At 73.0% G+C, this 21,864-nt stretch carries 18 protein-coding genes; 1 reads left to right on the forward strand and 17 read right to left on the reverse strand.

Annotated elements, in window-relative coordinates:
• Nucleotides 1-20 precede the first annotated feature (20 nt).
• The 4 genes from SGLAU_RS05810 to fmt form a co-directional block, all read right to left on the reverse strand.
• The gene (locus SGLAU_RS05810) at nt 21-1,064 is read right to left on the reverse strand and encodes a sugar-binding transcriptional regulator (protein WP_043498942.1); all 1,044 of its coding nucleotides are present in this window, start codon (nt 1,062-1,064) and stop codon (nt 21-23) included.
• Between the two features lie 78 nt (nt 1,065-1,142).
• On the reverse strand, nt 1,143-1,829 hold the full coding sequence (gene rpe / locus SGLAU_RS05815; RefSeq protein ID WP_043498944.1) for a ribulose-phosphate 3-epimerase: 687 nt from the start codon (nt 1,827-1,829) through the stop codon (nt 1,143-1,145).
• Nucleotides 1,830-1,992: 163 nt separating this feature from the next.
• Entirely contained in the window at nt 1,993-3,420 is a 1,428-nt protein-coding gene (locus tag SGLAU_RS05820) for an RsmB/NOP family class I SAM-dependent RNA methyltransferase (RefSeq protein WP_043498946.1), read from the reverse strand.
• A gap of 316 nt (nt 3,421-3,736) precedes the next feature.
• Nucleotides 3,737-4,681: a methionyl-tRNA formyltransferase gene (gene fmt, locus SGLAU_RS05825; protein ID WP_043498948.1), complete on the reverse strand. Its 945-nt coding sequence runs from the start codon at nt 4,679-4,681 to the stop codon at nt 3,737-3,739.
• A 260-nt stretch (nt 4,682-4,941) separates the two neighbouring features.
• Between fmt and SGLAU_RS05830 the strand changes: the two genes are divergently transcribed.
• On the forward strand, nt 4,942-5,484 hold the full coding sequence (locus SGLAU_RS05830; RefSeq protein WP_043506328.1) for a hypothetical protein: 543 nt from the start codon (nt 4,942-4,944) through the stop codon (nt 5,482-5,484).
• 345 nt (nt 5,485-5,829) lie between these two features.
• On the opposite strand, the gene SGLAU_RS05835 is transcribed toward SGLAU_RS05830, so the two are convergent.
• The 13 genes from SGLAU_RS05835 to SGLAU_RS05895 form a co-directional block, all read right to left on the reverse strand.
• Nucleotides 5,830-7,977, reverse strand: a complete 2,148-nt coding sequence (locus SGLAU_RS05835; RefSeq protein WP_043498950.1) for a primosomal protein N' — start codon at nt 7,975-7,977, stop codon at nt 5,830-5,832.
• Between the two features lie 122 nt (nt 7,978-8,099).
• Nucleotides 8,100-9,308: a methionine adenosyltransferase gene (gene metK / locus SGLAU_RS05840; protein WP_043498952.1), complete on the reverse strand. Its 1,209-nt coding sequence runs from the start codon at nt 9,306-9,308 to the stop codon at nt 8,100-8,102.
• A gap of 273 nt (nt 9,309-9,581) precedes the next feature.
• Nucleotides 9,582-10,784, reverse strand: coding sequence for a bifunctional phosphopantothenoylcysteine decarboxylase/phosphopantothenate--cysteine ligase CoaBC (coaBC, locus tag SGLAU_RS05845; RefSeq protein WP_043498954.1), 1,203 nt, complete (start codon nt 10,782-10,784; stop codon nt 9,582-9,584).
• Between the two features lie 114 nt (nt 10,785-10,898).
• Nucleotides 10,899-11,171, reverse strand: a complete 273-nt coding sequence (rpoZ, locus tag SGLAU_RS05850; RefSeq protein WP_004933985.1) for a DNA-directed RNA polymerase subunit omega — start codon at nt 11,169-11,171, stop codon at nt 10,899-10,901.
• 66 nt (nt 11,172-11,237) lie between these two features.
• A complete protein-coding gene (gene gmk / locus SGLAU_RS05855; RefSeq protein ID WP_043498955.1) occupies nt 11,238-11,795 on the reverse strand; it encodes a guanylate kinase in 558 nt (185 codons plus the stop codon).
• Nucleotides 11,796-11,853: 58 nt separating this feature from the next.
• On the reverse strand, nt 11,854-12,177 hold the full coding sequence (locus SGLAU_RS05860; RefSeq protein ID WP_003977346.1) for an integration host factor: 324 nt from the start codon (nt 12,175-12,177) through the stop codon (nt 11,854-11,856).
• Nucleotides 12,178-12,439: 262 nt separating this feature from the next.
• Nucleotides 12,440-13,294, reverse strand: a complete 855-nt coding sequence (pyrF, locus tag SGLAU_RS05865) for an orotidine-5'-phosphate decarboxylase (protein WP_043506329.1) — start codon at nt 13,292-13,294, stop codon at nt 12,440-12,442.
• 5 nt (nt 13,295-13,299) lie between these two features.
• Nucleotides 13,300-14,406 (reverse strand): quinone-dependent dihydroorotate dehydrogenase, encoded by a 1,107-nt coding sequence (locus tag SGLAU_RS05870; RefSeq protein WP_043506330.1) that lies wholly within the window; start codon nt 14,404-14,406, stop codon nt 13,300-13,302.
• 78 nt (nt 14,407-14,484) lie between these two features.
• Nucleotides 14,485-17,793, reverse strand: a complete 3,309-nt coding sequence (carB, locus tag SGLAU_RS05875; RefSeq protein ID WP_043498956.1) for a carbamoyl-phosphate synthase large subunit — start codon at nt 17,791-17,793, stop codon at nt 14,485-14,487.
• Nucleotides 17,786-18,928, reverse strand: coding sequence for a glutamine-hydrolyzing carbamoyl-phosphate synthase small subunit (gene carA, locus SGLAU_RS05880; protein WP_043498957.1), 1,143 nt, complete (start codon nt 18,926-18,928; stop codon nt 17,786-17,788). The genes carB and carA overlap by 8 nt, the downstream gene beginning before the upstream one ends.
• Nucleotides 18,925-19,494, reverse strand: a complete 570-nt coding sequence (locus tag SGLAU_RS05885) for a hypothetical protein (RefSeq protein WP_043498959.1) — start codon at nt 19,492-19,494, stop codon at nt 18,925-18,927. The genes carA and SGLAU_RS05885 overlap by 4 nt, the downstream gene beginning before the upstream one ends.
• Nucleotides 19,491-20,777: a dihydroorotase gene (locus SGLAU_RS05890; protein ID WP_043498961.1), complete on the reverse strand. Its 1,287-nt coding sequence runs from the start codon at nt 20,775-20,777 to the stop codon at nt 19,491-19,493. Before SGLAU_RS05890 ends, SGLAU_RS05885 begins: the two co-directional genes overlap by 4 nt.
• 5 nt (nt 20,778-20,782) lie before the next feature.
• Nucleotides 20,783-21,769: an aspartate carbamoyltransferase catalytic subunit gene (locus tag SGLAU_RS05895; protein ID WP_043498964.1), complete on the reverse strand. Its 987-nt coding sequence runs from the start codon at nt 21,767-21,769 to the stop codon at nt 20,783-20,785.
• Between the last annotated feature and the right edge of the window lie 95 nt (nt 21,770-21,864).

Consider the following 21,864-nt stretch of genomic DNA (forward strand, 5'->3'; position numbering starts at 1 on the left):
GCGGCGTCCGCCGGGCTCCGTCAGTTCCCGTCGGGGTCCGCGCGGTTCAGCGCGGGCCGCGGCGCCGGTCCGGCCGCCAGCAGGAAGTCCGCGGCCGAGGTGTCCGTGACGAGGCTGGTGACCAGTCCGGAGCGCAGCACGGCGTCGATCGCGGGACCCTTGCGCTGCCCGCCCGCGATCGCCACGACCTCGGGGATACGGCGCAGCTGGTCGGCCTTGACCGTGATGCACCGCTCGCCCAGGTCCCGGCCGATCCGGCGGCCCTCGGCGTCGAAGAGGTGCGCGGACATCTCGGCGGCCACTCCGAGGGAGGCGTAGTGCGCCCGCTCCTCGTCGCTGAGCATGTCGTGCACCGTCGAGATGCCGGGCTCCCAGGAGCCGATGGAGACGCAGGCGACCGTGACCTTGTCGAAGTACTCGAAGGCCCGGGCGATACCGGTCTGGTTCCGCAGCGCCGCCGCGGTGGCCGCGTCCGGCAGCAGCATCGGCGCGTAGATGGGGTGGGCGTCACCGCCCGAGACCTGGGCGGCGCGCCGAACCGCCTCGACCGAGCCGCGCTCGGCGGTCCCGGCGTCGTACACACCCGTCAGCTGCACCACCGTGCACGGCGGCAGCCGGTCGAGCGCCGCGGCCATGTGGATGGTGGAGCGGCCCCAGGCCAGGCCCAGCACGTCGCCCTCGTTGACCAGCTCGCCGAGCAGGTCGGCGGCCACCTCCCCCAGGTTCTCGGGGTCGGGTGACTCCGTCGCCTCGGCCGGGGACTCGACCACGACGGCGTGCCTGAGGCCGTAGCGGGCGCGCAGCGCATCGGAGCGCTCGGCGTCCAGCTCGGCCGGGACGCGGATCTCGATGCGTACGAGGTCCCGTTCGAGGGCGGTCTCCAGGACCCGGGCCACCTTGAAGCGGCTGACGCCGAACTCCTCCGCGATCTGGATCTTGGACTTGCCCTCGAGGTAGAAGCGGCGGGCCATGGCCGCCGCCTGCACCAGCTCAGCGGGTCCCATCCGCATGGCTGACCGGCCCGCCGACATACCCGACACGGCGATCTCCTCACTGCTGTTCACACTCTGGATTCGCCGTTCATCCTTGCAGATCCGGCGCGCTCGATCAGCCCTGATGGGCGCCGTTCACGTTCCTGACGCTCAGTGGTCGCACGCCCACGACGCCTTGGCGGTGGCCGCCTCCGCCTGGGTGCGCAGTGCACGTACCGCCTCGGCCGGGTCGGATGCCCCGTAGACCGCCGATCCGGCCACGAAGACATCGGCGCCGGCGTCGGCGCACCGCTCGATGGTGGAGGCCGAGACGCCGCCGTCCACCTGGAGCCACAGCTCGAGCCCGTGCTTGCCGATCAGCTCCCTGGTGCGGCGGATCTTCGGCAGCATGATGTCGAGGAACGCCTGGCCGCCGAAGCCCGGCTCCACCGTCATGATGAGCAGCATGTCCAGCTCCGGGAGCAGGTCCTCGTACGGCTCGATCGGGGTGGCGGGCTTCAGCGCCATCGAGGCGCGGGCGCCCTTGGCCCGGATCTCCCGCGCCAGCCGCACCGGGGCGGCGGCCGCCTCCACGTGGAAGGTGACGGAGGAGGCGCCCGCCTCGACGTACTGGGGTGCCCACCGGTCGGGGGCCTCGATCATCAGGTGGCAGTCCAGCGGGGTGTCCGTCGCGCGGGCCAGGGACTCCACGACCGGCACGCCGAGCGTGAGGTTGGGGACGAAATGGTTGTCCATGACGTCGACGTGGAGCCAGTCGGCTCCCTCGACCGCCTTCGCCTCGTCGGCGAGACGGGCGAAGTCGGCGGACAGGATGCTGGGGTTGATCTGCACGGCCATGACCCAAGCCTGCCATGCCGCCGCGCCGGGCCGTAACCGCGTTCCGCGGAGCGGGAACCGTCCGTGCGTCCACGAGCCGGTCGCGGCCGTCCCGGCCGCGCGGCGCAGCCGGCGACGCCACGCCCCGCGCCCCCGCTCCCGGTGCCGCGAGCGGCGCCGTCCGTCAGGCGGTGCGGCGGATCAGCGCCAGGTACATCGCGTCCGTGCCGTGCAGGTGCGGCCAGAGCTGGACGTCCGGTCCCGTGCCGAGATCCGGGACACCGGGCAGGGACGGCCGGGCGTCGATCAGTTCGGCGTCCGGGAACTGCTTGAGCAGGTCGGCGACGACGGCCCGGGTCTCGGCGAGCAGCGGCGAGCAGGTGGCGTAGCCGACGACGCCGCCGACGCGGACGGACTCCAGGGCGGTGCGCAGCAGGGCGCGCTGGAGCGGCGCGAAGCCGTCCAGGTCCTCCGGACGGCGCCGCCAGCGGGCCTCGGGGCGGCGGCGCAGCGCGCCGAGCCCCGTGCAGGGCACGTCCACCAGCACCCGGTCGAAGGTGCCGGGACGCCACGGCGGGCGGGTGCCGTCGGCGGCGATGACCTGGTAGGGGCCGGGGTTGCCGTGCAGGGCCCTGGCGACCAGCCCGGCCCGGTGGGTCTGGCGTTCGGAGGCGAGCAGGGTGGCGCCCCGCTCGGCGGCGAGCGCGGCGAGCAGCGCCGCCTTGCCGCCCGGCCCGGCGCACGCGTCGAGCCACTTCTCGTCCGGCCCGTCCAGCGGCGCGCCGGCGAGCGCCAGGGCGACGAGCTGGCTGCCCTCGTCCTGCACCCCGGCCCGGCCCTCGCGCACGGCCGGGACCGCGCCGGGCTCGCCGCCCTCGGTGAGCCGGACGGCGTACGGCGACCAGCGCCCCGGCACGGCGGCGTCCTCATCGAGGAGTTCCGCGGTCGTGGCCCGGCCCGGGCGGGCGACCAGGGTCACCTCGGGCCGCTCGTTGTCGGCCGCCAGCAGTTCCTCGATGCCGGCCCGGCCGCCGCCGAGGGAGTCCCACAGGGCGGAGACGACCCAGCGGGGGTGGGAGTGGACGACGGCGAGGTGGTCCTCGGGGTCGTCCTCGTAGGGCGGCGCGACCCGCTCCAGCCAGCCGTCCAGATCGTGCTGGGCGACCTTGCGCAGCACGGCGTTGACGAACTTGGCGCGCCCGTCACCGAGCACCACGCGGGCCAGCTCGACGGTGGCGGACACGGCGGCGTGCGGGGGGATGCGGGTGCCGAGCAGCTGGTGCGCGCCGAGGCTGAGCACGTCCAGCACCGGCGGGTCGACCTCCCGCAGCGGCCGGTCGACACAGGCGGAGATCACCGCGTCGTAGGTGCCCTGCCGGCGCAGCGTCCCGTACACCAGCTCGGTGGCCAGCGCGGCGTCCCGCCCGTCGAACCCCTCGGGCCCCTCCTTCTCGCGCGCCTTGCGCAGCAGCGGCGGCAGCACGAGGTTGGCGTAGGCGTCCCGCTCGTCCACGGCGCGCAGCGCCTCGAAGGCGAGGATGCGAACGGGGTCCTTCTTGGGCCGCCGGTAGGGCTTGCCGGTCCTGCGGGGCCGCCGGGAGGTGTCGCTCACGAAGAAAGTGCTCCGGTTTTCTCTGTACGGTGTGCGACCAGCCTACGTCGGTGCCGGGGCGCCCGGACGCCGGGCCGCGGTGCCGGGGCGGGGCGGGGCGTCCGGGGCGCGGCGCCGGGCTGGGGGGAAGCCCCGGGCCCGGATGCCGGACCGTGGCCTCGGTCCGGGGGAGGCAAGTCCCCCCGCACCACTGCGCCGGGCCGGGGGCGGGCCCCGAGCCCGGATGCCCGACCGCAGCCTCGGGCCGCGGGGCAAGTCCCCCCGGACCACTGGGTCAGGCCGGGGGCAGGCCCCGGGCCGGATGCCGAGCCGGGGACTAGACCCCGGCGGCCTCCCCGACGGTCTCGCCGTCGGCGATCCGCACCCCGCGCGCCCAGTCCGCCGCCCGCATCGGCTTCTTGCCCTGGGCCTGCACCCACAGCAGCTCCACGGCGTGCGAGCCGGTGCCGACGTACACGTTGTTCTTCCCGACGGACAGCCGGCCCGGCGCCAGGTCCGTCCGCTCCGGCACCACAGCGACCTGGACCAGCTTGAGCCGCTCACCGCGGAAGGTCGTCCACGCCCCCGGCGCCGGGGTGCAGCCGCGCACCACCCGGTCGACCCGCAGGGCGGGGGCGGTCCAGTCGATCCGCGCGTCCTCGACGGTGATCTTCGGCGCGAGCGTGACACCGTCGGCGGGCTGCGGCACGGCCTTCAGGGTGCCGTCCTCGATGCCGTCCATGGTCGCGGCCAGCAGCCCGGCGCCGGCGAAGGCGAGCCGGGTCAGCAGGTCGCCGCTGGTGTCGGTGGGGCGGATCTCCTCGGTGACGGTGCCGTAGACGGGTCCCGAGTCGAGCCCCTCCTCGATCAGGAAGGTGGTGGCGCCGGTGATCTCGTCCCCGGCCATGACGGAGTGCTGCACGGGAGCCGCGCCGCGCCAGGCGGGCAGCAGCGAGAAGTGCAGGTTGACCCAGCCGTGGGCGGGGATGTCGAGGGCGACCCGCGGCAGCAGCGCGCCGTAGGCGACGACGGGGCAGCAGTCCGGGGCGATGGCGCGCAGCCGGTCCAGGAACTCCGGGTCCCGCGGCTTCGCCGGCTTCAGCACCTCGATGCCGGCCTCCTCCGCCCGCTCGGCCACGGGGGAGGCGACCAGCCTGCGGCCCCGCCCCGCCGGTGCGTCCGGGCGGGTGACGACGGCGGCCACCTCGTGCCGCCCGGAGGCGAGCAGTGCGTCCAGGGCGGGAACGGCGACCTCGGGGGTACCGGCGAAGACGAGCTTCATGGGCGGGCACGGGCCTCTCGGACGGGAGTTGGTCGGGCAGCGCACCAGTCTATGACCACGGCGGGCCGGGCCGCCGACCGGAGAAACCCCAGGCCGGGCGCACCGCGCGCAACCACCCACGGGGGCGTACGCAGACGCCCACGCGCCCCCAGGGCGTGACCAGCGGCGTGAATCCGCGTTGGTCAAGGAAGAGTTGACCACCACGGGCCGCGATCGCGGCCCGATCCTTTCTCCTCAACGCCGGTTCGAGAGGCTTGTTCATGGCCGACCACGCAACCCACGACGCCCAGGCTCGGGCCAGCCTGCACCTGCTGGTGCGGGACATCGAGCGGGTCCGCCGGCAGGTGGACGCGCTGCGCACGCTCACCGCCCAGCTGGGCAACGTCTACCGCCCGCGCCGCTCCGGCCCCGCCACGGGCTTCGTCGTCTACGGCCGTGCCCCCGCCCCGACGGTCCGGCTCGCCCAGGAACTGCGGGACAGCGTCGAGACGCTGGTCACGGCCGCCGTCGACTTCGACCGCTCGCTCGGCTTCTCGTGGGACGCGGTCGGCTCCGCCCTCGGGGTCACCAAGCAGGCCGTCCACCGCCGGTACGGCTCCCGCCGCGCCGCCGCCCAGGCGGCCGCCGAGGCGGAGCGCGGCACGGAGCCGGCGGGCACCCGCACGGTCGATGTGGGCTCCGCCCTTCCGGCGGTGCCCACGGTCCCGGCCGCCCGCTCCATGCCCACCCAGCCGACCGCGGGCAGCCCGGCGCTGCGCGACGAGGTCCGGCCGACGGCGTTCCCCAGCCCGCGCAACGGCTGATACCGCCGAACCGCGCACCGCCGCACGGCCGCGCGGCCGGCGCACCGCCTCCGTGACGCGCCGAGGCGGACCCCCTGCGTACTGCCCTCCCGGCGCACCGCCCCGGGAGGGCAGTACCTCTACGGCCGCCCGGCAGCGGCCCGCGATCCGCCGCCGCCCTGGCCCTCCGGACTCCCCCTTCGGCGGCCCGCCCCCCACCCGGCCGCCCCGCGCGCTCCGGCCGCCCCTCTTAGTCAGCCCGCCCGCCTCCGAGCCGGGCCCCCAGCCCAAACGCGGCCTCACGCGAAGCCCGGCCTCACGCTCGGTCCGGCCCACCCGGGGCACGGCCTCACCCGGAACCCGGCCTCAGCCGATGTCCGGCGGATCGATCCGCACCCGGACCGGCGCCGCGCTCCCCCGTGCCATCCGGGCCGCCTGGGTGGCCTTGAGCGCGGCCGCCAGCGCCGCACCACGGCCCGGCGGCACCCGGATCAGGGCCCGCTCCCACTGCTCCCCCGGCGGAGGCGCTCCCGGCCGCCTGGGCCGCCCGGGAGCGGCGACGGGCACCGGCACCGGCCCCAGCACCTCGGCCTCCCGCGGCAGCTCCACCATCCCGAGGAACTCCGCGACCGCCTCCGCCGTCCCCGACACCGCCGCCATCCGGGACACCGGCGGGAACCCCAGCTCCGCCCGCTCGGCAAGCTCCCGCACCGCGTGTCCCACCGGGTCCCACCGCACCAGCGCCTGCACGGGCCGCAGCGTCGGCTCGGCGACCACCACGACCGTCCCGCCGGCCCCCTGGGGACGCACCAGCGCGCCGGCCGCGATCCAGCGGCGCAGCGCGTCCTCGCCGGCCCGCAGATCGGGCCGCCCCAGCATGGCCCAGCCGTCGAGCAGCAGCGCGGCGGCGTAGCCGCCCTCGGCGACCGGCTCGGCGCCCGGGGTGCTCACCACGAGCGCGGGGGTCCCCGGCACCGTGTCCAGCACGTGTTCGCGCCCCGACGTCCGCACCGGCACCGCCGGGAACGCCCGGCCCAGCTCCTCCGCCGTCCGCCGCGCTCCCACGACCTGCGCGCGCAGCCGGAACGACCCGCACTCGGGGCAGTGCCAGGAGTCCTCTCCGCGCCCGCACCAGCCGCACCGCAGCGCCCCGGTGTCCGGCGCCTCCAGCGGGCCGGCACAGTGCCGGCACCGGGCGGGCTCCCGGCAGCGGGCGCAGGCCGTCCGCGGCACGTACCCCCGCCGGGGCACCTGCACCAGCACCGGCCCGTGCCGCAGCCCCTCCCTGACCGCCTGCCAGGCCAGGGTGGGCAGCCGGGCCGCCCGCGCCGCCTCGTCCCGCGCCAGGTCCTGGTCGCCGACGGTGCGCACGAGCGGGGCGGCGGCCCGCACCTGCTCGCGACCGGCGACCAGCGGGCGGGCCCATCCGCTCTCCACCAGCTGCGCGGCCTCCACCGTGCAGCTCCAGCCCCCCAGCAGGAAGGCGCACTTGTCCTGCGCGGCGCGCAGCAGCAGCACCTCCCGGGCATGCGGCTGCGGCGCGTGCGGCTCGCTGTGACTGTCGTCGCCGTCGTCCCACAGGGCGACCAGCCCGAGATCACGCACCGGAGCGAACATGGCGGCGCGCGTCCCGACCACCGCCCGCACGGAACCCCGCCGGACGGCCAGCCACTCGCGGTACCGCTTCTCGGGCCCGGCGTCCGCGGTGAGCAGCGCGTGCCGCCCCTCCCCCAGCAGGGAGGTGAGCGCCGCGTCGACGCGGGCCGCGGCCCGCCCGTCCGGTACGACGACGAGGGCGCCGCGCCCCGAGGCGAGCGTCGCGGCGACGGCCCGGGCCAGCTCCTCGCTCCACTCCGGACCGGGCAGCGCGTGCCACACGGCCCGCGGCGCGCCCCCCGAGGCCAGCGCCGTCAGGAACGCCGCCCCGCGCTCGTACCGCGCCCAGGTGCCCGGTCCGGGCGCGCCCGGCGGCGGCAGCGGGGCCGGCGACGGCCGCTGCTCGGCGCGTGCGCTGCGCGGCGGCACGGCCAGCTGGAGCACGTCGGCGAGGCTGCCCGCATACCGGTCGGCGACCGCCCGGGCCAGCCCCAGCAGCTCCTCGCCGAGGACGGGCTCGGGCGAGACGACCTGCGCCAGCGCGGCCAGCGGACCGGCGTAGTCCGACTCCTCCCGCCGCTCGATCAGGAAACCGTCGACCAGGCCGCCGCCCTCCCGGCGCCCCTCCCGCACCCGGTGCCGCCCGGCCCCGAACCGCACCCGCACCCGCACACCGGGCTGCGCGTCGGCGTCCAGTTCCTCGGGCACGGCGTAGTCGAAGTAGCGGTCGAGGTGCAGCACGCCCTTGTCCACCAGCACCCGGGCCACGGGCCGCTCCTTGGCGAGCGCGGCCCCCCGCCAGGTCCGCGGCTTGGCCCTCGGCGCCTTGGCCTTTCGCACGCTCTCCCGGATGAGCGCGAGCTGCTCCGGCGGCGCACCCTCCGCGCCCCCGCCCCCCTGACCGTTCTCGCTGCTCACGCTTGCATTCTTACCAAACCCCACTGACACCGACGCGCGGCCGCGCACGGGCCCCGCACCCGGAACGCACCGAGGCCCGGCACCCCCGAAAGGGTGCCGGGCCTCACGAGCAGTGCCGGGACCTACAGTCCCGCTGCCTCGCGGAGGGCGTCGACGCGGTCGGTGCGCTCCCAGGTGAAGTCGGGCAGCTCACGGCCGAAGTGGCCGTAGGCCGCGGTCTGGGCGTAGATCGGGCGCAGCAGGTCGAGGTCGCGGATGATGGCGGCCGGACGCAGGTCGAAGACCTCCTCGATCGCCTTCTCGATCTTCTCCGCGTCGATCGTCGCGGTGCCGAAGGTCTCCACGAACAGGCCGACCGGCTCGGCCTTGCCGATGGCGTACGCCACCTGCACCTCGCAGCGGGCGGCCAGACCCGCCGCGACCACGTTCTTGGCGACCCAGCGCATCGCGTACGCCGCCGAGCGGTCGACCTTGGACGGGTCCTTGCCGGAGAACGCGCCGCCACCGTGACGGGCCATACCGCCGTAGGTGTCGATGATGATCTTGCGGCCGGTCAGGCCGGCGTCACCCATCGGCCCGCCGATCTCGAAACGGCCCGTCGGGTTGACCAGCAGGCGGTAGCCCTCGGTCTCCAGCTTGATGCCCTCGTCGAGCAGCGCCTTCAGCTCCGGCTCGACGACGAATTCGCGGATGTCCGGGGCGAGCAGCGAGTCCAGGTCGATGTCCGACGCGTGCTGCGAGGAGACCACGACCGTGTCCAGACGGACCGCCTTGTCACCGTCGTACTCGATGGTGACCTGCGTCTTGCCGTCCGGACGCAGGTAGGGGATCGTGCCGTTCTTGCGCACGTCCGACAGCCGCTTGGACAGCCGGTGCGCCAGGAAGACCGGCAGCGGCATCAGCGTGGGCGTCTCGTCCGTCGCGTAGCCGAACATCAGGCCCTGGTCACCGGCACCCTGCCGGTCCAGCTCGTCCTCGTCGCCCTCGACGCGGGCCTCGTAGGCCGCGTCGACGCCCTGCGCGATGTCCGGGGACTGCGAGCCGATGGACACCGACACACCGCAGGAGGCGCCGTCGAAGCCCTTCTTCGAGGAGTCGTAGCCGATCTCCAGGATCTTGTCCCGGACCAGCTGCGGGATCGGCGCGTACGCCTTGGTCGTGACCTCACCGGCCACGTGCACCAGACCGGTCGTGATCAGGGTCTCGACCGCGACCCGGGACTCCGGGTCCTCGCGCAGCAGCGCGTCGAGAATGGTGTCGCTGATCTGGTCAGCGATCTTGTCGGGGTGACCCTCGGTCACGGACTCCGAAGTGAACAGGCGACGGGACACAACGCTCCCTGTGGTTGCAGCGGCTGCTGGCTGATCATTGGTGGACGGGTCGGGGGCTGCGCCCGGCGTCGTCCTGGAACAGTTTATCGGTCGCGCTCCGCCACGGGACCACCTGTCTCGCCTCTCGGGAGCCCTGTGACCTGCGGCACGGTGCATTCTGCCCAATGTGCCGCGGCCTTGGCCAGGGGCGCCACGCCCTGTTGGCCGGAGCACGGGGGGTCGCGGGGCGTGTCGCCGGGTGTGCGGAAGGTGGCCGGCGGTGCGGCGGGGCCGTCAGCGCAGGCGGGCGGCGACCAGGTCCCACACCACGTCGGCCAGGGCCTCCTTGGGGCCGTGCGGGACGGGGGTCTCGCCGCCGTCGGCGGCGAGCACCACGGCCTCGTTCTCCTCCGCGCCGAAGGTCTTGCGCTCCCCCACCTCGTTCACCACGAGCAGATCGCAGCCCTTGCGCTCCAGCTTGGCGCGGCCGTTGGCCAGCACGTCGTCGGTCTCGGCGGCGAAGCCGACGATCACCTGGCCGGGGAGGGCGCGATCGGCGGAGATCTCGGCGAGGATGTCGGGGTTGCGGACGAGCGCGACGGGGGCGGGGTCCTGCCCGTCCCGCTTCTTGATCTTCCCCGCCGCGTACGCCGCAGGGCGGAAGTCGGCGACGGCGGCGGCCATCACGACGGCGTCGGCGTCCGCGGCGGCCTTGAGCACGGCCTCGCGCAGCTGGACGGCGGTGCCGGCGCGGACCACGTCCACTCCGGCCGGGTCCGGCAGGGCGGTGTTGGCGGCGATCAGGGTGACCCGGGCGCCGCGCGCGGCGGCCGTCCGGGCGAGGGCGTACCCCTGTTTGCCGGAGGAGCGGTTGCCGAGGAAGCGCACCGGGTCCAGCGGCTCACGGGTGCCGCCGGCGCTGATCACCACGTGCCGGCCCGTGAGGTCGGGTTCGCGCACGCCCCGGGCCAGGACCCGGCGGCAGACCTCGAAGATCTCGGCGGGGTCGGGCAGCCGTCCCTTGCCGGTGTCGACGCCGGTGAGCCGGCCGACGGCGGGCTCGATGACGACGGCGCCGCGGCGGCGCAGCGTCGCCACGTTCTCCTGGGTGGCCGGGTGCTCCCACATCTCGGTGTGCATCGCGGGGGCGAAGACGACCGGGCAGCGGGCGGTGAGCAGGGTGTTGGTCAGCAGGTCGTCGGCGAGGCCGTGCGCGGCCTTGGCGAGCATGTCGGCCGTGGCCGGGGCGACCACGACGAGGTCGGCGCGCTGGCCGATGCGCACGTGCGGGACCTCGTGGACGTCGTCCCAGACCTGGGTGGACACGGGGTTGCCGGAGAGCGCGGACCAGGTGGCGGCACCGACGAAGTGCAGGGCGGAGGCGGTGGGCACGACCCGGACGTCGTGTCCGGACTCGGTGAACCTGCGCAGCAGCTCACACGCCTTGTAGGCGGCGATGCCGCCGCTGACCCCCAGTACGACCTTGGGCTTGTCCACCGTCGTCTCTCCCCGAACCTCGGAAACGTGCAACCTCCCCCCATGAGACACCACAGGCCCGGCAGACGTGCTGCCGGGCCTGTGGAAAAGTCAGCTGTAAGCCGATCGTATGACTTACTGACCGGGGCCCTCGACGGCCTCGGAGGTCAGCAGCCCCGCGTTGATCTCACGCAGCGCGATCGAGAGCGGCTTCTCGTGGACGTGGGTGTCGACGAGGGGACCGACGTACTCGAGGAGACCCTCGCCGAGCTGCGAGTAGTACGCGTTGATCTGGCGGGCCCGCTTGGCCGCGTAGATCACGAGGCTGTACTTCGAGTCGGTGGCCTCGAGGAGCTCGTCGATCGGCGGGTTGATGATGCCCTCGGGCGCGGAGATGGAAGAGGACACGCTCTACCTTCCGATGGATGGGAAAGATTCAGTCTGCATGATGCCGGTCCGCGGGAGCGCAGCCGGTCACACGACGTTCATCAAGGCTAGCAGCTCGCGCGCGACGTCCTCGACGGAGGTGTTCACCAGCGTCTCGTCGAACTCCGGCTCTGCCGCCAGCTCGACCTTCGCCGCCTCCAGGCGGCGCTCGATCACCTCGGGCGGTTCGGTGCCCCGGCCGGTCAGCCTGCGCACCAGCTCCTCCCAGGAGGGAGGGGCCAGGAACACCAGCTGGGCCTCGGGCATCGACTCGCGCACCTGCCGGGCTCCCTGGAGGTCGATCTCCAGCAGGACCGGCTCGCCCGCCTCCAGGCGCTCCAGCACGGCCGCGCGCGGAGTGCCGTAGCGATTGCCGGCGAACTCGGCCCACTCCAGCAGCTCGCCGTTGGCGATCAGCTTGTCCATCTCGTCGTCGGTGACGAAGAAGTAGTGGACTCCGTGCTGCTCGCCGGGGCGGGGCTTGCGGGTCGTCGCCGACACCGAGAGCCAGACCTCGGGGTGTTCCTTGCGCATATGGGCGACGACCGTGCTCTTGCCGACCCCGGAGGGTCCGGAGAGCACGGTCAGCCGCGGACGTTCACTCATGCAGCGATTATTCCAGCAATCCCGGAGTGCCCGGGACCATGCCCGGGCGAGCCGGGGTTCAGGAGCCGGTGCTGCCGAATTCGCGCTCGAGGGAGGCGATCTGGTTGGAACCGAGACCACGCACGCGGCGGCTCTCGGAGATACCGAGTCGCTCCATGATCTGCTTGGCGCGGACCTTGCCCACGCCCGGCAGGGACTCAAGGAGGGCGGAGACCTTCATCTTGCCGATGACGTCGTTCTCCTGGCCCTGCTTGATGACCTCGTGAAGGGAGGCGCCGGAGTGCTTGAGTCGATTCTTGACCTCGGCCCGCTCCCGGCGAGCCGCGGCGGCCTTTTCGAGCGCGGCTGCGCGCTGTTCGGGGGTAAGGGGCGGAAGAGCCACGCCTACGTCACCTCGGATGTCGAACTGTCGGATACGGACCGGTGAGGAACCTGGTCGCCCCACACCTGGGGAGTTACGGACAACATGTGCCCGCTCTCTCGACGGAGACTAGCGGTCAACTCCGCCGGAGTCAGCGAGAACAGCGGAAAAGTCCTGGTCAGCCTCTGTCAGGACCGGATATTTCAGACATATTGCCCCGGAATCGAGGATGTATCCAGCCTCGTACCGGCCCCGGCCCGGTCCCGGACCCCGCGCCATGACCTCAGACCGCGGCCACCGCCGCCCGGATCTCCTCCGCGAACCGGTCGGCGGCCGACCGCAGCGCGCCGGTGCCGGGACCGTGACGCAGAACACCCCGGCTGACGTTCGGGACCACGTTGCGCACGGCGGCCCCGAAGACCCGGGGAAGGTCGGCCGCGGTGGCTCCCTGGGCGCCGATGCCGGGGGCCAGCAGCGGACCGTTGACCGCCAGGTCGTAGGAGGACAGGTCGCCCAGCGTGGCGCCGACGACCGCACCGAAGGAGCCCAGCGGCTCGGCGCCCGCGTTCTCGGCGGCGAGGTGGGCGAGCATCGTGGCGCCGACGTTCCGCCCGCGGGGGTCCTCGGTGCGCACCGCGTGCTGGACCTCGCCGCCCTCCGGGTTGGAGGTCAGTGCCAGCACGAAGAGTCCGGCGCCGTTCTCCCGGGCCAGCTCGACCGCGGGCTTCAGGGAGCCGTAGCCGAGGTACGGCGAGACGGTCAGCGCGTCGGAGAACAGGGGCGCGCCCCGGCGCAGGAAGGACTCGGCGTAGGCCGCCATGGTGGAGCCGATGTCGCCGCGCTTGGCGTCCATGACGACCAGCGCCCCGGCCGCGCGGGCCTCCGCGACAGCCTTCTCCAGCACCGCGACACCGCGCGAGCCGAAGCGCTCGAAGAACGCGCTCTGCGGCTTGAGCACGGCGACCCGGTCGGCCATCGCCTCGACGACCGTGCGGCTGAACCGCTCCAGGCCCGCCACGTCGTCGTTCAGGCCCCACTCGGCCAGCAGCGAGGCGTGCGGGTCGATCCCGACGCATAGCGGGCCGCGGTCGTCCATGGCACGGCGCAGCCGGGCACCGAAGGGTTCCAGGGGGCTCATGCCGGTCATCGGGGCTTCCTCACATCGGCGCCGACCGCGTCGGCGAGGGTGGCGTACGGGCTCTGGCGCAGCCGCGCGGCGAGCCCCTTGTGGATGGCGCGGCCCCAGAAGGGCCCCTCGTAGACGAAGGCGCTGTAGCCCTGGACCAGGGTGGCGCCGGCCAGGATGCGCTGCCAGGCGTCCTCGGCGTTCTCGATGCCGCCGACGCCGACCAGGGTGATCCGGTCGCCCACGCGCGCGTAGAGGCGGCGCAGCACCGCCAGGGAGCGGGCCTTCAGGGGCGCCCCGGACAGCCCGCCGGTCTCCTTGACCACGGAGGGCTCGGAGGTCAGCCCCAGGCCCTCGCGGGCGATCGTGGTGTTGGTGGCGATGATCCCGTCCAGGCCGAGTTCCACGGCGAGGTCGGCGACCGCGTCGATGTCCTCGTCGGCGAGGTCGGGGGCGATCTTCACCAGCAGCGGGACGCGCCGGGTGGTGACGGTGCGGTCGGCGGCCTCGCGCACGGCGGTCAGCAGCGGGCGCAGCGCCTCGGTGGCCTGGAGGTTGCGCAGCCCCGGCGTGTTGGGCGACGAGACGTTCACCACCAGGTAGTCGGCGTACGGCGCCAGCCGCTCGGCGGACTTCACGTAGTCGAGGACGGCCTCCTCCTCGGGGACCACCTTGGTCTTGCCGATGTTCACGCCCACGACGGTCCTGAAGACCGGGATACGGGAGGCCAGCCGGGCGGCGACGGCGAGGGAGCCCTCGTTGTTGAAGCCCATGCGGTTGATCAGCGCGCGGTCGGCGACCAGGCGGAACAGCCGCTTCCTGGGGTTGCCGGGCTGCGCCTCACCGGTCACGGTGCCGATCTCGACGTGGTCGAAGCCGAGCATCGCCATGCCGTCGATGGCGACGGCGTTCTTGTCGAAGCCCGCGGCGAGCCCGAACGGGCCGTGCATGCGCAGGCCGAGTGCCTCGGTGCGCAGCTCCTTGTAGCGGGGCGCGAGCACGGCCGCGACGAAGGTGCGCAGCACGGGGACGCGCACGGCCAGGCGGATCCAGCGGAAGGCCAGGTGGTGAGCCTGCTCCGGGTCCATCCGCCGGAAGACGAGGTTGAAGAAGATCTTGTACATGGTGTCCTCGGGGAGAAGCTCGGGGGCGAGCCTCATGAAGAGGGGGACACCGTTTCCGGTGTCCCCCTCGAAGGGCTGCTAGTCGCGGGCCGCGGTCAGGAACTCCGCGTGTTCCTGGAGCGATCGCACGCCCACGTCGCCGTGGTTGAGTGCGTCGATGCCCTGGACGGCGGCGGCGAGCGCCTGGACCGTCGTCAGGCACGGCACGGACCGGGCCACGGCGGCGGTACGGATCTCGTAGCCGTCGAGGCGGCCGCCGGTGCCGTACGGGGTGTTGACGATGAGGTCGACCTCGCCGTCGTGGATGAGCTGGACGATGGTCTTCTCGCCGTTGGGGCCCACGCCCTCGGACTGCTTGCGCACCACGGTGGCGTTGATGCCGTTGCGCTTGAGGACCTCGGCGGTGCCGGAGGTGGCCAGCAGCTCGAAGCCGTGGGCGACCAGCTCGCGGGCCGGGAAGATCATCGAGCGCTTGTCGCGGTTGGCGACCGAGATGAACGCGCGGCCCTTGGTGGGCAGCGGGCCGTAGGCGCCGGCCTGCGACTTGGCGTACGCGGTGCCGAAGACCGAGTCGATGCCCATGACCTCGCCGGTGGAGCGCATCTCCGGGCCGAGGACGGTGTCGACGCCGCGGCCGTGGATGTCCCGGAAGCGGGACCACGGCATGACGGCCTCCTTGACGGAGATCGGCGCGTCGAGCGGGAGCTCGCCGCCGTCGCCCTGCTTGGGCAGCAGGCCCTCCGCGCGCAGCTCGGCGATGGTCGCGCCGAGCGAGATGCGGGCGGCGGCCTTGGCCAGCGGCACCGCGGTCGCCTTGGAGGTGAAGGGCACCGTGCGCGAGGCGCGCGGGTTGGCCTCCAGGACGTAGAGGATGTCGCCGGCCATGGCGAACTGGATGTTGATCAGTCCGCGCACGCCGACGCCCTTGGCGATGGCCTCGGTGGAGGCGCGCAGCCGCTTGACGTCGAAGCCGCCGAGGGTGATCGGGGGCAGGGCGCACGCCGAGTCGCCGGAGTGGATGCCGGCCTCCTCGATGTGCTCCATGACGCCGCCGAGGTACAGCTCCTCGCCGTCGTACAGCGCGTCCACGTCGATCTCGATGGCGTCGTCGAGGAAGCGGTCGACGAGGACCGGGCGGGTGGGGCTGATCTCGGTCGACTCGGCGATGTACGACTCCAGCCGGGTCTCGTCGTAGACGATCTCCATGCCGCGTCCGCCGAGGACGTACGACGGCCGGACGAGGACCGGGTAGCCGATCTCGTCGGCGATGGCCTTGGCCTCGGCGAAGGTGGTGGCGGTGCCGTGCTTGGGGGCCGGCAGGCCGGCCTCCTTCAGGACGCGGCCGAAGGCGCCGCGGTCCTCGGCGGCGTGGATGGCCTCCGGGGAGGTGCCGACGATCGGCACGCCGTTGTCCTTGAGCGCTTGCGACAGGCCGAGCGGGGTCTGGCCGCCGAGCTGGACGACGACGCCCGCGACCGGCCCGGCCTGCTGCTCGGCGTGGACGATCTCCAGCACGTCCTCCAGCGTCAGCGGCTCGAAGTACAGGCGGTCGGAGGTGTCGTAGTCGGTGGAGACGGTCTCCGGGTTGCAGTTGACCATCACCGTCTCGTACCCGGCCTCGCTGAGCGCGAAGGAGGCGTGGACGCACGAGTAGTCGAACTCGATGCCCTGGCCGATGCGGTTGGGGCCGGAGCCCAGGATGATGACGGCCGGCTTCTCGCGCGGCGCGACCTCGGTCTCCTCGTCGTAGGAGGAGTAGAAGTACGGCGTCTTGGCGGCGAACTCGGCGGCGCAGGTGTCGACCGTCTTGTAGACCGGGCGGACACCGAGGGCGTGCCGGACCTCGCGGACGACGTCCTCGCGCAGGCCGCGGATCTCGGCGATCTGCTGGTCGGAGAATCCGTGCCGCTTGGCCTCGGCCAGCAGCTCGCGGGTCAGCTCGGGCGCCTCGGCGATGTCGTCGGCGATCTCCTTGATGAGGAAGAGCTGGTCGACGAACCACGGGTCGATGCGGGTGTGGTCGAAGACCTCCTCGGGCGTGGCGCCCGCGCGGATGGCCTGCATGACCGTGTTGATCCGGCCGTCGGTGGGGCGGACGGCGTCGCGCAGCAGCTGCTCCTTGTCGCCCGTCTCGCCGACGAAGGTGAACTGGCTGCCCTTCTTCTCCAGGGAGCGCAGCGCCTTCTGGAACGCTTCGGTGAAGTTGCGGCCGATGGCCATGGCCTCGCCGACCGACTTCATGGTGGTGGTGAGGGTGGAGTCGGCGGACGGGAACTTCTCGAAGGCGAAGCGCGGGGCCTTGACGACCACGTAGTCGAGGGTCGGCTCGAAGGAGGCCGGGGTCTCCTGCGTGATGTCGTTCGGGATCTCGTCGAGGGTGTAGCCGACGGCGAGCTTGGCGGCGATCTTGGCGATCGGGAAGCCGGTCGCCTTGGAGGCGAGCGCCGAGGAGCGGGACACGCGCGGGTTCATCTCGATGACGATGACCCGGCCGTCCTCGGGGTTGACCGCGAACTGGATGTTGCAGCCGCCGGTGTCGACGCCGACCTCGCGGATGACGGCGATACCGACGTCGCGCAGGATCTGGTACTCGCGGTCGGTGAGGGTCATCGCGGGGGCGACGGTGATCGAGTCGCCGGTGTGCACGCCCATGGGGTCGAAGTTCTCGATGGAGCAGACGACCACGACGTTGTCGTTCTTGTCGCGCATCAGCTCCAGCTCGTACTCCTTCCAGCCGAGGATGGACTCCTCCAGGAGCACCTCGGTGGTCGGGGAGAGCGTGAGGCCCTGGCCGGCGATGCGGCGCAGCTCCTCCTCGTCGTGGGCGAAGCCGGAGCCGGCGCCGCCCATGGTGAAGGAGGGGCGGACGACGACCGGGTAGCCGCCGAGCGTCTCGACGCCCGCGAGGACGTCGTCCATGGAGTGGCAGATGACCGAGCGGGCGGACTCGCCGTGCCCGATCTTCTTGCGGACCTCCTCCACGACGAGCTTGAACTGGTCGCGGTCCTCGCCCTTGTGGATGGCCTCGACCTTGGCGCCGATCAGCTCGACGCCGTACTTCTCCAGGACGCCGTTCTCGTGCAGCGAGATGGCGGTGTTGAGCGCGGTCTGGCCGCCCAGGGTGGGCAGCAGGGCGTCGGGGCGCTCCTTCGCGATGATCTTCTCGACGAACTCGGGGGTGATCGGCTCGACGTAGGTGGCGTCGGCGATCTCCGGGTCGGTCATGATCGTCGCCGGGTTGGAGTTCACCAGGACGACCCGCAGGCCCTCGGCCTTGAGGACCCGGCACGCCTGGGTGCCGGAGTAGTCGAACTCGGCGGCCTGGCCGATGACGATCGGGCCGGAGCCGATGACCAGGACGGACTGGATATCGGTGCGCTTAGGCACGCTGGCCCTCCATCAGGGAAACGAAGCGGTCGAACAGGTAGGCGGCATCGTGCGGGCCGGCTGCCGCTTCGGGGTGGTACTGGACGCTGAACGCCGGCTTGTCGAGGAGCTGGAGGCCCTCCACCACGTTGTCGTTGAGGCAGACGTGGGAGACCTCGGCGCGGCCGAAGGGGGTCTGGGAGACCTCGTCGAGCGGGGCGTCGACGGCGAAGCCGTGGTTGTGCGCGGTGACCTCGACCTTGCCGGTCGTACGGTCCTGCACCGGCTGGTTGATGCCGCGGTGGCCGTACTTCAGCTTGTAGGTGCCGAAGCCCAGGGCGCGGCCCAGGATCTGGTTGCCGAAGCAGATGCCGAACAGCGGGGTGCCGCGCTCCAGGACGGCCTGCATCATGGCGACCGGGTGGTCGGCGGTGGCCGGGTCACCGGGGCCGTTGGAGAAGAACACGCCGTCGGGGGCGACGGCGTACACCTCCTCGACGCTCGCCGTGGCGGGCAGCACGTGCACCTCGATGCCGCGCTCGGCCATCCGGTGCGGGGTCATGCCCTTGATGCCGAGGTCGACGGCGGCGACGGTGAACTTCTTCTCGCCGATCGCGGGGACGACGTACGCCTCCTTGGTGGCGACCTCGGCGGAGAGGTCGGCGCCCGTCATCTCGGGGGCCTGGCGCACCTGGGCGATCATCGTGCCCTCGTCGGGCAGCGCGTTGCCGGAGAAGATGCCGACGCGCATGGCGCCGCGCTCGCGCAGGTGGCGGGTGAGGGCGCGGGTGTCGATGCCGCTGATGCCGACGACGCCCTGGGCGGCCAGCTCCTCGTCCAGCGTGCGCCGGGAGCGCCAGTTGGACGGCACGCGCGCGGGGTCGCGCACGACGTAGCCGGCGACCCAGATGCGCTTCGACTCGGGGTCCTCGTCGTTCACGCCGGTGTTGCCCACGTGCGGGGCGGTCATCACGACGACCTGGCGGTGGTACGAGGGATCGGTCAGGGTCTCCTGGTAGCCGGTCATGCCGGTGGAGAAGACGGCCTCGCCGAAGGTCTCCCCCACGGCCCCATAGGCGCGGCCGCGGAAGATACGGCCGTCCTCCAGGACGAGTACGGCGGGAACCCTGCTGGTTCCCCTGGTGGAGGTCGTCATCGTTCGGCGCCTTCCCTGGTGGTTGATTCGATCATGGAGTTAATGACGTCGACCCACTCGTTGTGCTCGGCCGCGCGGTCGGAGCGGAAGCCGGAGTCGATCAGTTTGCCGCCGTGTGCCCAGGTCACCACGAGCAGTCCGCCCTCGGTGAGCACCTTGCCGGCGATGCCCTTGTCGAGCCGGGCCTCGCGCAGCGCCGCGGCCGGGACGAAGAAGTCGGCCGCTCCCGGGCGTACGACGTCCAGGCCCGCGTCGGTGAGGGTCAGCTCGGCCCGGCTGCGGGAGCCCAGGCCGTGCGCCACGATGCGGTCGAGCCACTGCCCCGCGGTGGTGGAGCCGTGGTAGCGGCCGCTCATCGTCAGTCTCACCTCGCCGGGCTCGTCCGGCGCGCCGGGCAGCTCCGGCAGGTCGCCCTGGAGGGTGCCCCGCCACTTCCAGCCCTCGCGCATCAGCCAGTAGACGAGCGCGACGAAGAGGGCGAGGCCGACGACCCAGGCGAGGCGGGCGGCCCAGTCGGTCACTTCCGCCGATTCCTTCTCGGCGGCCAGCAGGAGGAGAGGTGTCACGTGAGCTTCCCGTCGACGAGCGTGGCCTTGCCCCGGAGCCAGGTGTGCGTGACACGGCCCGGCAGCTCGCGACCCTCGTACGGGGTGTTGCGGCTGCGCGAGGCGAAGCCCCCGGGGTCCACGAACCCACGGTATTCCGTGTCGACCAGGGTGAGGTTGGCGGGCTCACCAGCCGAGACGGGACGGCCGTGGCCCGTGGCCTGTCCGATCCGCGCGGGCTTGACGGACATCCGGTCGGCGACGCCGGCCCAGTCCAGCAGGCCCGTGTCCACCATGGTCGCCTGGACCACTGACAACGCGGTCTCCAGGCCGACCATGCCCATGGCGGCGGCCGCCCACTCGCAGTCCTTGTCCTCGTGCGGGTGCGGGGCGTGGTCGGTGGCGACGATGTCGATCGTGCCGTCCGCCAGCGCCTCGCGCAGGGCCATCACGTCGCGCTCGGTGCGCAGCGGCGGGTTGACCTTGTAGACGGGGTTGTAGCTGCGGACCAGTTCGTCGGTGAGGAGCAGGTGGTGCGGGGTGACCTCGGCGGTGACCTGGATGCCGCGGGACTTGGCCCAGCGGACGATCTCCACGGACCCGGCGGTCGACAGGTGGCAGATGTGCACCCGGGAGCCGACGTGCTCGGCGAGCAGGACGTCCCGGGCGATGATCGACTCCTCGGCCACCGCGGGCCAGCCGCCGAGGCCCAGCTCGGCGGAGACGACGCCCTCGTTCATCTGGGCACCCTCGGTCAGCCGCGGCTCCTGGGCGTGCTGGGCGATGACGCCGCCGAAGGCCTTCACGTACTCCAGCGCCCGGCGCATGATCACCGCGTCGTGCACGCACTTGCCGTCGTCCGAGAACACCGTCACGCCGGCCGCCGACTCGTGCATGGCGCCCAGCTCGGCGAGCTTGCTGCCCTCCAGGCCGACGGTGACGGCACCGACGGGCTGCACGTCGCAGTAGCCGGACTCCTTGCCGAGCCGCCACACCTGCTCGACGACACCGGCGGTGTCGGCCACGGGGAAGGTGTTGGCCATGGCGAACACGGTGGTGTAACCGCCGGAGGCCGCCGCACGGGTGCCGGTGAGGACCGTCTCCGAGTCCTCGCGGCCGGGCTCGCGCAGATGGGTGTGCAGGTCGACCAGGCCCGGCAGCAGCACCTTGCCGCCGGCGTCGACGACCTCGGCGCCCTCGGCGCTCAGGCCGGCCCCGACCTCGGCGATGGTCTCCCCGTCGATCAGGACGTCCTGCGCCTCGCCGCCGAGGACCTTCGCACCACGGATCAGGATCTTGCTCATGGGTCTTACTTCTCCTCGGAGCCGGTGGGGCGGGTGTGGGTGACGGCGGGCTCGTTGCCACCGAGCAGCAGGTAGAGGACGGCCATCCGGATGGAGACGCCGTTGGCGACCTGCTCGACGACGGTGCAGCGGCCGGAGTCGGCGACCTCGGCGGTGATCTCCATGCCGCGGACCATGGGGCCGGGGTGCATCACGATGGCGTGCTCGGGCATCTTCGCCATGCGCTCCCCGTCGAGGCCGTAGCGCCGCGAGTACTCGCGCTCGGTCGGGAAGAACGCGGCGTTCATCCGCTCGCGCTGCACGCGCAGCATCATCACCGCGTCCGACTTGGGCAGGGCGCCGTCCAGGTCGTAGGCGACCTCGCAGGGCCAGGTCTCGACGCCCACCGGCAGCAGGGTCGGCGGGGCGACCAGGGTCACCTCGGCGCCGAGGGTGTGCAGCAGGTCGACGTTGGAGCGGGCGACCCGGCTGTGCAGGACGTCGCCGACGATGGTGACGCGCCGGCCGGCCAGGTCCTGGCCGAGCCCGGCGTCCTTGCCGACCAGCCGGCGGCGCATGGTGAAGGCGTCGAGCAGGGCCTGGGTGGGGTGCTGGTGGGTGCCGTCGCCGGCGTTGATCACGGCCGCGTCGATCCAGCCGGAGTTGGCGAGGCGGTACGGCGCGCCGGAGGCGGAGTGCCGGATGACGACCGCGTCGACGCCCATGGCCTCCAGGGTCTGGGCGGTGTCCTTCAGAGACTCGCCCTTGGAGACGCTGGAGCCCTTGGCGGAGAAGTTGATCACGTCCGCGGAGAGCCGCTTCTCGGCGGCCTCGAAGGAGATCCGGGTGCGGGTGGAGTCCTCGAAGAAGAGGTTGACGATCGTGCGGCCGCGCAGGGTCGGCAGCTTCTTGATCGGCCGGTCCGCTACCCGGGCCATCTCCTCGGCGGTGTCGAGGATCAGGACGGCGTCGTCGCGGGTGAGGTCGGCGGCCGAGATGAGATGACGCTGCATCTGTCAGGCTCCGTAAGGCAGTTCATTCGGGAGGTTTCGGGCAAGCCGGTGCATGCCTGCACGCGTGGGCACGCCGGGGCGGGCCACACGCCCGG

Origin of the sequence: Streptomyces glaucescens (genome assembly GCF_000761215.1) — a bacterium.
GTDB lineage: Bacteria > Actinomycetota > Actinomycetes > Streptomycetales > Streptomycetaceae > Streptomyces > Streptomyces glaucescens_B.